10 protein-coding genes are annotated in these 13,166 nt (G+C 72.2%); 4 read left to right on the forward strand and 6 right to left on the reverse strand.

The genetic code is table 11. The features are described from left to right. Positions 1–116 precede the first annotated feature (116 nt). The gene (locus ACEJ41_RS02720; protein WP_374013266.1) at positions 117–1,604 is read left to right on the forward strand and encodes a hypothetical protein; all 1,488 of its coding nucleotides are present in this window, start codon (positions 117–119) and stop codon (positions 1,602–1,604) included. A gap of 5 nt (positions 1,605–1,609) precedes the next feature. Here ACEJ41_RS02720 and ACEJ41_RS02725 read toward each other — a convergent pair whose 3' ends face one another. Then, positions 1,610–3,733 (reverse strand): glycosyltransferase, encoded by a 2,124-nt coding sequence (locus ACEJ41_RS02725; RefSeq protein WP_374013267.1) that lies wholly within the window; start codon positions 3,731–3,733, stop codon positions 1,610–1,612. A 98-nt stretch (positions 3,734–3,831) separates the two neighbouring features. On the opposite strand from ACEJ41_RS02725, the gene mrcB reads away from it, so the two are divergent. The 3 genes from mrcB to ACEJ41_RS02740 are packed head-to-tail and all read left to right on the forward strand — an operon-like array spanning position 3,832 to position 8,862. Then, positions 3,832–6,258, forward strand: a complete 2,427-nt coding sequence (mrcB, locus tag ACEJ41_RS02730) for a penicillin-binding protein 1B (protein ID WP_374013268.1) — start codon at positions 3,832–3,834, stop codon at positions 6,256–6,258. Positions 6,259–6,265: 7 nt separating this feature from the next. Further along, on the forward strand, positions 6,266–6,787 hold the full coding sequence (locus ACEJ41_RS02735) for a hypothetical protein (RefSeq protein ID WP_374013269.1): 522 nt from the start codon (positions 6,266–6,268) through the stop codon (positions 6,785–6,787). 44 nt (positions 6,788–6,831) lie between these two features. Then, positions 6,832–8,862: an ATP-dependent DNA helicase gene (locus tag ACEJ41_RS02740; RefSeq protein WP_374013270.1), complete on the forward strand. Its 2,031-nt coding sequence runs from the start codon at positions 6,832–6,834 to the stop codon at positions 8,860–8,862. An 85-nt stretch (positions 8,863–8,947) separates the two neighbouring features. Here ACEJ41_RS02740 and ACEJ41_RS02745 read toward each other — a convergent pair whose 3' ends face one another. Genes ACEJ41_RS02745 through lpxD form a run of 5 tightly spaced genes read right to left on the reverse strand, consistent with a single transcriptional unit; the run spans position 8,948 to position 13,145 of the window. Then, the gene (locus tag ACEJ41_RS02745) at positions 8,948–9,565 is read right to left on the reverse strand and encodes a ribonuclease HII (RefSeq protein ID WP_374014048.1); all 618 of its coding nucleotides are present in this window, start codon (positions 9,563–9,565) and stop codon (positions 8,948–8,950) included. A 47-nt stretch (positions 9,566–9,612) separates the two neighbouring features. Next, positions 9,613–10,821, reverse strand: a complete 1,209-nt coding sequence (lpxB, locus tag ACEJ41_RS02750) for a lipid-A-disaccharide synthase (protein ID WP_374013271.1) — start codon at positions 10,819–10,821, stop codon at positions 9,613–9,615. 23 nt (positions 10,822–10,844) lie between these two features. Next, entirely contained in the window at positions 10,845–11,633 is a 789-nt protein-coding gene (lpxA, locus tag ACEJ41_RS02755) for an acyl-ACP--UDP-N-acetylglucosamine O-acyltransferase (RefSeq protein WP_374013272.1), read from the reverse strand. A 31-nt stretch (positions 11,634–11,664) separates the two neighbouring features. Then, positions 11,665–12,123 carry a 3-hydroxyacyl-ACP dehydratase FabZ gene (gene fabZ / locus ACEJ41_RS02760; RefSeq protein ID WP_374013273.1) on the reverse strand — a complete coding sequence of 153 codons (459 nt, stop codon included), beginning with the start codon at positions 12,121–12,123 and terminating at the stop codon, positions 11,665–11,667. Next, positions 12,120–13,145: a UDP-3-O-(3-hydroxymyristoyl)glucosamine N-acyltransferase gene (gene lpxD, locus ACEJ41_RS02765; RefSeq protein WP_374013274.1), complete on the reverse strand. Its 1,026-nt coding sequence runs from the start codon at positions 13,143–13,145 to the stop codon at positions 12,120–12,122. The genes fabZ and lpxD overlap by 4 nt, the downstream gene beginning before the upstream one ends. Positions 13,146–13,166: the final 21 nt, after the last annotated feature.

Consider the following 13,166-nt stretch of genomic DNA (forward strand, 5'->3'; position numbering starts at 1 on the left):
GGGTTGAGCGGCGCCGCAATGGGCCAGGGCGCGCACGCTAAGCTGCGCGCCGTGACCGATTCCAGTCCACTGTTGCCGCATCCACGCCTGCCGGCCGGCACATCGCGGGCGCTGGCATGGTGAGTGCACGGGCACGCGGCGGCCCGGCACATGCGCGCCGCTGGCCGTGGTGGGCGCTGGCCGCACTGCTGTTGCTGGTCGCCGCACTGGTGGCGCTGCGCCAGCCCCTGGCCGAGCGCCTGTTGCCGTCCACCCGCATCGACCGGCTGCTGGCCGAAGGCGGGCAGGCGCTTGCACAGGGCCGCCTGGACCAGGCCGATGGCCAGGGCGCGCGGCAGAAGTTTGAGGCCGCGCTGGCCCTGGACAGCGACCGCGGCGAGGCGCGTGCGGGGTTGGCCAAGGTCGGCCAGGCGGCACTTGTGCAGGCGCGTGGTGCGATCGACGCGGGCGATGCGACCGCGGCGGCGCGCTGGCTGGCACTGGCCGGCGACCTGCAGGTGCCGCGCGCGCAATGGCAGGCCGAGCACGACCGGCTGCAGCGGATGGAGGCCGCCGCGATCGACCTGGAAGGATTGCGTGCCGCTGCGGCAGCACGCCTTGGCGATGGCGACCCGGAGGCGGCGCTGCCGCTGTATGCGCAGGTGCTGGCGCTGCAGCCGGGCGACGTGGCCGCGCTCGAAGGGCGCGAGGACGCGCTGGCGCTGCTGCTGGAACGAGTGCATGGCGCATTGCGCACCCAGGATCTGGCCGCCGCTGCGCGCTGGCTGGGCCAGGTGCGCGGTTACGACCCCGGCCACGTCGACCTGCCCGCCGCGCAGGCGCAGGTGGCTCAGGCGCTGGAGGCACAGCGGCAGCTGGCCCGGCGGCATCTGCGCCAGGGGCGGCTGGAACGCGCGGCCGCAGCGTTTGCGGCCCTCGGCAGCATCGCCGCAGACGACCCCGACGTGGCCGATGGCATCCGGGCGACGGCCGCCGCGCTGGCGTCGCGTGCGCGCCAGTTGTCGGCGGAGTTCCGTTTCGACGCGGCCGAGCGCGACCTGGCGCATGCACGCGAGCTGGCGCCCGACCTGGCCGCCGTGCGCGACGCCACCCGCGCGATAGCCCGTGACCGCGCCATGGCCCGGCGGCGGCTCATGCAACAGGGAGCGCCGGCGCAGGCGCCGCGCGCGGCGTTGCAGGCGTTCGACGCGGCGATGGCCCAGCGCCACTGGATCACGCCGCCCGGCACCAGCGCCTACGACCAGTTGCGCCGCGCCCAGGCCGCCGCGCCGGTCGATCCGGCCGTGCTGGCCGCGGCCGCGCGCCTGCGCGACGCGGTGCAGGGCTGCGTGGAGGTGGCCCTGCGTGGCAACCGCCTGCGCCAGGCCCAGGATTGCCATGATGCCTGGCAGGCGCTGGCCCCTGCCGATCCTGCCCAGGTCGAGGCCCGGCAGCGGCTGGCGCAGCGCTGGCTGGCGGTGGGCGAGGAGCGGCTGCGCGCTGGCGAGCTTGAGGTGGCCGCGCAGGCATTGCGCGCGGTGCGCCGGCTGGAACCCGACGCTCCCGGCGTGGCCGAGTTCAGCGTGCAACTGGAACGCGCCCGCAGTTCCCCGCGTCCGCCATAGGCGCGTCAGTCGAAAAACACCCGTTGCACCACCGCCTGCGCAGCGTCCAGCGAGAAGTGCTCGGCCACGTTCGCCAGCCCCGCCTGGGCCTGGCGCTGCCAGCACCCGCGATCCTGGTACAGCGACACGACCGCGTCGGCGAATGCGCGTGCGTCATCGGCCACCACCACGTCCACGCCGTCGCGCAGGTGCATGCCCTCCACCGCGCAGCCGGTGGCCACCACCGGTTGCCCGTGGGCCATGCTCAGGTTGATCTTGCCCTTCACCCCGGCGCCGAAGCGCAGCGGCGCCACCGCCAGCCGCACCCGGTCCATGTACGGGGCCAGGTCAGGCACGTGGCCATGGACCAGGATTCCCGGCTGCCCTGCCAGCGCCGATACCTGTGGCGGTGGATCGGCACCGATGCAGTGGAAGCGGATCCCGGGCAGGGCGGCGCGCACCTGCGGGAATACCTCGCGTGCAAACCACAGCACCGCATCGACGTTGGGTGGGTGGCGGAAGCCACCGACGAACACCAGGTCGGCGCGCGCGTCGAAATCCGCGCCCGGCCCTGCCACCTCGTGCAGGTTGGACAGCACCTCCACCCTGGCCGCCGGTGCATCCACCGCAAGTTGTGCCTGCTCGTGCGTGCTCACCACCAGGGTCAGGTCCACGGCCGCCATCGCCGCCAGCTCGCGGGTGCGGGTCGCCTCGGCCGCACGCAGGGCCGCGGCGTCGCCAGCCACCTGCGCACCACGGCGCTCGCGCAGGTAGTGCAGGTCGATGGTGTCGAACACCAGGCGCGCTTCCGGCGCATGGCGCCGCAGCAGTGGTGCGTAGGTGCCGGCCAGGTGATGGCGGGTGAGCACGATCACCTCGAAGCGCGCCGCGTTCTCGCGCAGCCAGCGCGCCGCCGAGGATGCGAACGGGGCATGCCAGGTTTCCACTCCCAGCGTCTGCAGTGCGCCGGTGGCCGCGCCGGCATGGGCCAGGCCGGTCGGCAGGAAGGCCACGTGCGCGCCGCGGGCGCACAGCATCCGCAGCAGGTTGAACTGGCGCAGCGAGGCAGAGTCGCGGTCCGGTTGCGGCACCGCTTCGTCCACGACCAGCACGCGGCGCTGGCGGGCGTGCAGCAGTGCCGGCCCGGGCGTGCTGCCCGGGGCCGGGTGGGATCGCAGCACATCGGCCCACTTGGCCGCGAACACTGCGCGGTTGCGTGCTTGCGAGGCCTTGACCCCGCTTCCGGTGTCGGTGCCGGCGGTGGTGCCCTCGGCATGCAGTACGCGGCTGTGCGGCTGCATCCGCACCTGGTGGCCGGCCGCACGCACCGCGAAGGCCAGGTCGGTGTCCTCGTAGTAGGCCGGCGCATAGCGCGGATCGAATCCGCCCAGCGACTGGAACAGCGTGCGCGGGATCGCCAGCGCCGCGCCGGAACAGTAATCGCTCTGGCGAACATGGCTGTAGCGCGGGTCGTCGGCCGACTCGAAGCGGCCATAGCTCCACGCGCTGCCGTCGGCAAACACCACGCCGCCGGCGTCCTGCAGGCGTCCGTCCGGATACAGCAGCTGGCTGCCGGCCAGGCCGGTGTCGGGATGGGTGGCGAAGGTATCCAGCAGCGCATCCAGCCAGCCTGGCTGCGGGATCGTGTCGTTGTTGAGGAACACCAGGTACTGGCCACGCGCCAGCGCCGCACCGTCGTTGCAGGCGGCGATGAAGCCACCGTTGGCTGCTCGCTGGTGGTAGCGCAGGCCCTGCACTTGCGCCATCCACGCGCAGGTCCGGTCGGTGCTGCCGTCGTCCACGACGATCACCTCGCAGGCGCAGGCAGGCGGATGGGCGGCAAGCGCGCGCAGGCAGGCCAGGGTGGCCTCGCACTGGTCGTAGACGGGGATGACGACGCTGGCCAGGGGCGCCGCATCGGCCGCCGTGCACGGCACCGACAAGGGTGCGAACGGAGCCGGGGCAGGACGGTACAGGGCCCGCCGCGGCGGCGCCGGCGGTGGCCGCAGTTGCAGCAGCGCACGTTGCCAGGTCGCGCGCCAGCCACGGCTGCGCAGGCTCGACAGTCCGCGGCGCACCAGGCTGCGCATGCTTGCGAGCCGGAAACGCGCGTGGGCCAGCCAGCTGCGGTCCTGCGGTGGCGATGACATGGCGGTCGACAACTGTGACTGAAGGGCGGCCGGCGCCGATGGGGGCGCTCACGGAAGGCTGCGCTAGACTCGGCCAGAGTCCGTATTCTCGCATTCCAGTGCCCCGACGCCACGTGCCCGAAGACATCGACGACGTCGACCACAACGCCGCGTCCGCCTGGCGCCGCCACCTGTTGACCGCGCTGCTGGCCTGCATCGGCCTGGCCATCGGCTTCCTGGTGCCGTACACGCTGTACCTCAACAGCCAGGTCACCCGGCACTTTGCCGCGCTGCAGTGGCAGATCCCCACCCGGGTGTATGCGCGGCCGCTGCAGTTGCACCGGGGGCTGGCGATGGATGCGCGCACCCTGCGCACCGAGCTGGACGCCGCCGGCTACCAGGAGGACGCCAGCGGCCAGCGCCCGGGCAGCTATCACGTCGATGGCGACCGTTTCGCCATTTCAAGCCGCGGCTATCGGGACATCGATCGCCAGGTGCCGGCGCAGCGGATCGAAGTGGTGCTGGCCGGCGCGCGCGTGGCCCAGGTGCGCGATCCGTCCAGCGAAAAGCTGCTTGAACGCGTGCGCCTGGACCCGGCGCGCGTGGCCACCCTGTATGGCCAGCGCCAGGAAGAGCGCCGCCTGGTGCGCATCGACGAAGTGCCCGAGCTGCTGATCACCGGCCTGCAGGCGGTGGAGGATCGTGACTTCGCCCATCACCACGGCATCGACGTGTCGGGCATGGCGCGCGCGCTGTGGGTCAACCTGCGCTCCGGTGAGAAGAAGCAGGGCGCCTCCACCCTGACCCAGCAGCTGGCGCGCAGCGGCCTGCTGGGCATCGGCAAGGAGCAGACCTGGACGCGCAAGTTCAACGAGATCCTGTACGCAATGATCCTGGAAGCGCGCTACGACAAGCGCACCATCCTGGAGACCTACCTCAACCAGGTTTACCTGGGCCAGCGCGGCGGCCAGGCGATCCACGGCGTGGCGTCGGGCGCGGAGTTCTGGTTCGGCCGCGACCTGGCCGAGCTGACCCCCGAGCAGACCGCGCTGCTGATCGGCCTGGTCAAGGGGCCGTCGTACTACGACCCGCGCCGGCATCCGCAGCGCGCCACCGAGCGCCGCAACCTGGCCTTGTCGATGCTGCACGAGACCGGCCTGATCGACGCCGCCGAATACGCGCGCGCGCGCAATGCGCCGCTGGGCGTCACCAGCCAGCCGGGCGTGGCCGCGGCCAACCGCTTCCCCGCCTACATCGACCTGGTGCGCCGGCAACTGGCCACCGACTATCCCGAGAGTGCACTGCAGGGCGCGGGCCTGACCGTGCACACCGGCATGTCGCCGTCGGCGCAGGCCTATGCCGAGGGGGCGGTGTCGCGTGCGCTGGAGGCGTTGCAGACCGGCAAGCGGCCGCCGCTGGAAGCGGGCGTGGTGGTCACCGACGTGCACGCCGGCGAAGTGCTGGCGGTGGTCGGCGGGCGCCAGTTCGACACCCACGGTTTCAACCGTGCGGTGGAGGCCAAACGTCCGGTCGGGTCGCTGCTCAAGCCCTACGTGTACCTGCTGGCGCTGGCCCAGCCGCAGCGCTGGTCGCTGGCCAGCTTCGTGGAGGACACGCCGGTGACCGTGCAGCTCTCGCGCGGCCGGCGCTGGTCTCCGGACAACTCCGACAACCGCAGCCACGGCACCGTGCGCCTGGTCGATGCACTGGCAAGCTCATACAACCAGGCCACGGTGCGGATCGGCATGCAGGTGGGCCCGGAGCGCCTTGCGCAGCTGCTCAAGGTGCTGGCCGGGATCGAGGCCGAACCCAACCCGGCGCTGATCCTGGGTTCCACCGACCAGAGCCCGTATGCGATGGCTCAGCTTTACCAGTTCCTGGCGTCGGGCGGGCAGATCCAGCCGCTGCGCGCGGTGCGCGGCGTGCTTGATCCGGAAGGCCGCCTGCTCAGCCGCTACGACACCGCCCCGGCACCGGCCCAGGAAGGCGACTCGATCGCCGCCAACCTGGTCACCGTGGCCTTGCAGCAGGCGGTGACCGAAGGCACCGGCCGCCAGTTGCTGCGCGACGGGCTGGGGCGCCTGTCGCCGGCCGGCAAGACCGGCACCAGCAACGATGGCCGCGACAGCTGGTTTGCCGGCTATACCGGCGAGCATCTTGCGGTGGTGTGGATGGGCAACGACCAGAACGAGCAGACCGGCCTGTACGGCGCCACCGGTGCGATGCGGGTGTGGTCGGGGCTGTTTGCACGCCTGCCCAGTTCGCCGCTGCGGGTCGCGGGTACCGGACTGGACTGGCAATGGGTGGAGGCGCAGGGCTCCTACGTGACCGACGCCGACTGTCCCGGCGCGCGCCGCTTCGCGTTCGTGGCCGGTACTGCACCTGCATATGCCTCGTGCGCGCCGGCCTGGCAGGAGGAGCAGGCCATGCCCGGCGTGGAGGGTGGCCAGGCCCAGCAGCAGCGCGGTTTCTGGCAGAGACTGTTCGGGCGTGGCCGCGCCGATGAGCCGCAGGCGCCCCGGGATCCTGCGCCCGCTGGGCCATAATGCCGGCATGAACCGTTTCTCCCCGTGCTTTCCTGCAGGTGCCCTGGCGTGCCTGCTGCTTTCCGCCTGTGGCTCCACCGCACCGGCGCTGCCGGCCCCGCCCGAGGTCACGCCGGCACAGCGGCTGGCCGCGGTGCACCAGGCCGCCGGCGTCGACGACACCGAGCTCAATGTGCAGCCGCTACGCGATCCGCGGGTCGAGGACCTGCGCGCACAGGCCGCGCGCGCACTGGAGACCGGCGCGGCGGCAGCTGCCGGCGACGCCCTGAACCAGGCGCTGCTGATCGTGCCGGACGACCCGGCGGTGCTGCAGGAGCGTGCCGAAGTGGCGCTGCTGCAGGCCCAGTACGACCGTGCCGAGGTGCTGGCGCGGCGGGCCTATGACGTCGGCTCACGGGTGGGGCCACTGTGCCGCCGCCACTGGGCCACGATCGAGCAGTCGCGGCTGGCCCGCCGGCAACCGGTGAACGCCACATCGGCGCAGGCGCAGTTGCGCACCTGCACCGTGCCCGGCGTGATGCGCTACTGACCGCCGGACGCGCACGACGCCTCGTCCACGCCGATCGCATCGCCATGTCCGTGCTTGCCAATGCCAGCCGTGATGCCCTCAGCGACGGGGGCGCACTGGCCAGCCGTGTGCCGGGTTTCGTCGCCCGTCCCGCGCAGCAGCGCCTGACCGCGGCGGTGGCCGAGGCCATCGAACAGCGCCAGGTGCTGCTGGCCGAAGCCGGCACCGGCACCGGCAAGACCTACGCCTACCTGGTGCCGGCACTGCTGTCCGGGCTGAAGACGATCATCTCCACCGGCACCCGCGCGCTGCAGGACCAGCTCTACCACCGCGACCTGCCGCGCGTGCGCGAAGCGCTCGGCGTGGGCGTGCGCAGTGCGTTGCTCAAGGGCCGCGCCAACTACCTGTGCCTGTACCGGATGAACCAGGCCAAGGGCGAGGCGCAGTTCGCCAGCCCTGCGCAGGCCAGCCAGTTCCAGCGCGTCGTCGCCTGGGCCGGGCGCACCCGTGCCGGCGACATGGCCGAACTGGAAGGCCTGCCCGACGATTGGCCGCTGCTGCCGCAGGTGACCTCCACGGTCGACAACTGCCTGGGCAGCGAATGTCCGTTCTGGGACGAGTGCTTCGTGGCCCAGGCGCGGCAACGCGCGCAGACCGCCGACCTGGTGGTGGTCAACCACCACCTGCTGCTGGCCGACCTGGCGCTCAAGCAGGAAGGCTTCGGCGAGATCCTGCCGGGTGCGCAGGCATTCGTGATCGACGAGGCGCACCAGTTGCCGGAGCTGGCCGCCAGCTTCTTCGGCGAGGGCTTCGGCATGCGCCAGGCCCAGGAGCTGGGCCGCGACTGCCTTGCCGAATGCAAGCAGGTCACCGGCGCCACTGCCGTGCTGCAGGAGCCGGTGCGCGCGCTGGAGCACGCGCTGCGCCAGTTGCGCGCAGCCATGGAGGCGCTGCCGCTGCGCGGCACCCGCTACCGCGCGCTGACCCTGCCGGCAGTCGCCGATGGCTTTGACGTGCTGGCCGATGCGCTGTCCGCGCTCGAGCACGCCCTGGAGTCGCTGGCCGAGGCCTCGCCCGGATTCGACGCCTGCATGGTGCGCACCCACGAACTCGGCCAACGCCTGGGCCGCTGGCGTGATGGCGACACCGCATCGGCCGCCTTCGCCGACGGAACAGGCGATGACGATGCATTGGCCGACGCCGTCGCCAGCGGCGGCCAGGGCGATGGCGCCGCGGTACTGGCGGCCGCCGCCGCGCATGGCGGCGAGGTCTACTGGTACGAGCTCACTCCACGCGGTTTCCGCTGCCAGCGCACCCCGCTGGACGTGTCCGCGCCGCTGCGCCAGCACCGCGAGCGTTCGCAGGCGGCGTGGGTGTTCACCTCGGCCACGCTGGCAGTGGGCGGCGGGTTCCATCACATCGGCCACAAGCTGGGGCTGTTCGACCCGGACACGCTGCTGGAGCCCAGCCCGTTCGACTGGCGCCGGCAGGCGTTGTGCTACCTGCCGCCGGAGCTGCCCGAGCCGGGCGTGCGCGGCTACGGCGCGGCGATGCTGGCGGCGGTGCGGCCGGTGCTGGAGGCGTCGGGTGGCCGCGCCTTCCTGCTGTTCGCCTCGCACCGCGCGCTGCGCGAGGCCGCCGCGGCGCTGGAGGGCGGGCCGTGGCCGTTGTTCGTGCAGGGCCAGGCGCCCAAGGCCGAACTGCTGCGCCGCTTCCGTGAATCGGGCAACGGGGTGCTGCTGGGCTCGGCCAGCTTCCGCGAAGGCGTGGACGTGGCCGGCGATGCCTTGAGCGTGGTGGTGATCGACAAGCTGCCGTTCGCCGCGCCGGACGACCCGGTGTTCGAGGCGCGGCTGGAGGCGGTGCGGCGGCGCGGCGGCAATCCGTTCCGCGACGAGCAGTTGCCGCAGGCGGTGATCGCACTCAAGCAGGGCGTGGGGCGGCTGATCCGCAGCGAGTCCGACCGCGGGGTGCTGGTGCTGTGCGATCCGCGCCTGACCGGCAAGCACTACGGGCGGGTGTTCATGCAGTCATTGCCGACCTTCGCCGTGACCCGGCGCATCGAGGACGTACAGGTGTTCTTCGCCTGCTCGTAGGTGGCATCGGCGGCCGTGGTGGCCGCGGCTGCGCGGTGCGTGCTGCGTGCGTGGTGTCTTGTACGGGTGGCAGTGCGCCGCGGCCTCAGGCGGTGGCCGGTGCCCGTTCGCGCATCCGCTCGGCCGCTTCGCGCACCGGGGCGAAACTGCGCCGGTGGTGCGGGCACGGGCCGTGCCGCGCCAGCGCGGCCAGGTGCGCCGGAGTGGAATAGCCCTTGTGCCCGTCGAAGCCGTACAGCGGATGCTGCGCGTGCAGCTCGCCCATCAGGCGGTCGCGCGCGACCTTGGCCAGGATCGACGCGGCCATGATCGCCGGGTCCAGCGCATCGCCGCCGACCAGCGCCTCGGCCATGCATGGCAATGCCCTGGGCACCGTGTTGCCGTCGATCCGCGCAAGCTCCACCTGCGTGCCCAGGGCGAGCACGCAGCGGCGCATGCCCTCCAGGGTGGCGTGCAGGATGTTGAGGCGGTCGATCTCCTCCACCGCCATCATCTCGATGTGCCAGGCCGCCGCGCGCGTGACGATCAGCGGATACAGGGCTTCGCGCCGCGCCGGGGTCAGCTTCTTGGAGTCGTCCAGGCCCTCGATCGGACGCGCCGGGTCCAGGATCACCGCCGCCACCGCAACCGGCCCGGCCAGCGGGCCGCGGCCGGCTTCGTCGATGCCGGCCACGCGCAGGTGCCTGCGGTCCAGCGCGAACATGTCCGCCGCGCCGCTCACGGTGGGCCCGGGCGCCCGCGCGCGGCGGCTCATGCAGCGGACCCCAGGCCGGGCAGGCCGGCGATGGCGTCGGCTGCGGACGCCGAGGCGTCGCGGCGCAGTTGCCGGTGCAGTTCCAGGTACCTGGGCTGCAACGCGGCCACCGCGTCCGCCGAGCCGAACCAGTGCAGCACCGCGGCGGCAAGCCGGTCCGGGGTGCAATCGTCCTGCATCAGTTCCGGGGCCAGGTCCTGGCCGGCCAGCACGTTGGGCAGGGCGTAGCGGTCCACCTTCAGCAGCCCCAGCGCGCGCACGATGCGGTAGGTCAGCGGCGCCACCCTGTAACCGACCACCATCGGCCGCTTGGCCAGCATCGCCTCCAGGGTGGCGGTGCCGGAGGCCAGCAGGACCACATCGGCGGCGGCCATCGCGGTGCTGGCTTGGCCATCGAGCAGGTGCGTGCGTTCCGGCGGCAGCGCCGAGCGCGACATCTGCGCATGCATCAGCGCGCGGCAGGCACCATTGGCGGCCGGGGCGACCACGTGCAGGTCGGGCAGCGCTTCGTTCACCTGCCAGGCCGCCTCGAAGAAGATCTGGCCGAGGCGGTCGATCTCGCCCAGGCGGCTGCCGGGCAGCACCGCTAGCACCGGCACGTTGTCGGGCAGCCCCAGGCGCGCGCGCGCGGCGGCGCGGTCCGATTGCAGTGGCATCGCGTCCGCCATCGGGTGGCCGACGAAGCGCGCGTCCACGCCGTAGCGGGCGTAGATGTCCGGTTCCATCGGGAACAGGCACAGCACCCGGTCGGCGCTGGCGCCGATCTTCTCGGCGCGCTTTTCGCGCCATGCCCACACCGAGGGGCTGACGTAATGCACGGTGGCGATGCCGCGGCGCTTGAACCAGCGCTCCACCGGCAGGTTGAAGTCAGGCGCATCGATGCCGATCACCACGTCCGGCCGCCAGGCCAGCGCGCGTTCGCGGAACTCGCGGCGCAGGCGCAGCAGCCGCGGCAGGTGGCGCAGCACCTCGGCCAGGCCCATCACCGCCAGCTCGCTGGCGTCGTGCCAGGTCTGCATGCCGGCCGCGCGCATCGCATCGCCGCCGATGCCGGCAAAGTGGGCGTCGGGGAAGCGCCGGCGCAGCGCCTGCACCAGATCGGCGCCCAGCGCGTCGCCGGAGGCCTCGCCGGCGACCAGCACGAAGCGCGGCCCCCCGTCGCCGGCCCGCATGCCCTGTTCGTGCTCCCGGATTCGCTCGTTCATCGTTGCGTCCCCGTATCCCTGCGTCAGCGCAAAAGCGGGCGTTCGCCGCTTTCGATGAAGTCCAGCAGCAGGCGCACGTCGTCGCTGCCTTGGGCCTGCGCCGCCAGCTGCTCCCGTGCTTCGGCCAGCGGCAGGCCGGCCACGTACAGGGTGCGGTAGGCGCGCTTGATCGCGGCGATGCGTTCGGCATCGAAGCCGCGGCGCTTGAGGCCTTCGCTGTTGATCCCGCGCGGGCGCCCCAGCGAGTTGCCGCCGACCATGGTGTACGGCGGCACGTCGCCGTTGACCAGTGCGCCCATGCCCAGGAAGGCGTGCGCGCCGATCCGGCAGAACTGGTGGGCGCCGGCGAAGCCGCTGATGATCACCCAGTCGCCCACGGTCACGTGGCCGGCCAGGGTGGTGTTGTTGGAGAACACGCAGTGGTTGCCGACGATGCAGTCGTGGGCGACGTGGGCGTAGGCCAGCATCCAGTTGTCGTCGCCGATGCGGGTGATGCCGCCACCGCCGCCGGTGCCGCGGTTGAGGGTGACGAACTCGCGGAACACGTTGCCCTGGCCGATCACCAGTTCGGTGCGCTCGCCGGCGTACTTCTTGTCCTGCGGCTCGCCGCCGACCGCCACGTGGCCGATGAAGCGGTTGCCGGGGCCGATCCGGGTGGGGCCGGAAAAACTGCAGTGCGGGCCGATCTGGCAGCCGTCGCCGATCTCCACGTCCGCGCCGATCACGGTGAAGGCGCCGATGCTCACGTCCGCGCCCAGGCGCGCGCCCGGGTCGATCGCTGCGGTGGGATGGATGCGGGGGGAATGGCTCATGCTGGGGTTTCCGGAAACGGGCCGGGGTGCGTCAGCCGCGGGTGCCGGCGCACAGGACCTCCGCGCAGGCGGCGATCTCGCCATCCACCTTCGCCTCGCCGTAGTACACGGCCATGTTGCGGATCACCCGCTTGATCTGCACGTGCAGTTCCAGCACGTCGCCGGGCACCACCTGGCGGGTGAAGCGGGCGTTGTCCACCTTGACCATGTAGAACAGCTTGGACTGGGCATCGCGGCCCAGACTCAACTGGGTCAGCACGCCGCCGGCCTGGGCCAGCGCCTCGATGATCAGCACCCCCGGCATGATCGGATGGCTGGGGAAATGGCCCTGGAAGAACGGTTCGTTGACGCTCACCATCTTGCGGCAGACGATGCGCTTGGCCTCGATGTCCAGTTCGTCCACCCGGTCCACCAGCAGGAAGGGATAGCGATGCGGGATCAGCGTCCGGATGGTGGCGACATCGATCGGGAGCTGCACGGGTTCGTTCATTCTGGACTTCCCTGAGTGGCTGCATTGAGGCGACGCGCCAATGCATCCAGTTGCTTGAACCGCGCGGCGTTCTTGCGCCAGGTGCGGTTGTCGGTAAGTGGCGTGCCGGAGGAGTACTCGCCCGGCTCGCGGATGGAATGGGTCACCAGCGACATGGCCGTGACCATCACCTTGTCGGCCACCTCCAGGTGGCCGAGGATGCCTGCGCCACCGCCGACCAGGCAGTAGCGGCCGATCCTGGCGCTGCCGGCCGCGGCCGAGCATCCGGCCATCGCGGTGTGCGCGCCGATGCGCACGTTGTGGCCGATCTGCACCAGGTTGTCCAGGCGCACGTCCTCTTCCAGCACGGTGTCTTCCAGCGCGCCGCGATCGATGCAGGTGTTGGCGCCGATCTCGCAATCGTCGCCCACCACCACGCCGCCCAGTTGCGGCACGTTGACCCAGCGCCCGGCATCCATCGCCAGGCCGAATCCGGCCGCGCCCAGCACCGCGCCGGGCAGCACCCGCACCCGCTTGCCCAATTGCACGCGGGCCACCAGGGTCACCCGCGCCTGCAGTTCGCAGCCGGCATCCAGGCTGCAGTCCTCGCCGATGCTGCAGCCCGGGCCGATGGTGCAGCCGGGCCCCACCTTCGAGCGCGCACCGATGCTGACGAACGGCCCCACTTGCGCATCGGCGGCGACCTCGGCGGTCGGGTCGATGGCTGCACTGGGGTGGATGCCCGGCGCCGGCGCCGGCACCCGTTCGAACAGGGCCGCGATGCGCGCGAAGGCGACGTAGGGGTCGCGCGCCACCAGCGCGGTGCCCGGTGCCGAGGCGACGTCGTCGGCGCGCAGCACCACAACGCCGGCCGTGGTGGTGGCCAGTTGCGCGCGATAGCGGGGGTTGGCAAGGAACGCCAGCCGGTCCGGGCCGGCGTTGGCCAGGGTCGCCACGCCGCGCACCGTCACCGCGCCATCGCCATGCAGTTGCAGGGCGAAACGGTCGGCCAGCGCGGCGGCGGTGAATACGGGGACGCTCATGGCGCGCATTCTAGCCTCCCG

This window comes from Pseudoxanthomonas koreensis, from assembly GCF_041890415.1.
In the GTDB taxonomy this organism is placed as follows: Bacteria; Pseudomonadota; Gammaproteobacteria; order Xanthomonadales; family Xanthomonadaceae; genus Pseudoxanthomonas; species Pseudoxanthomonas koreensis_A.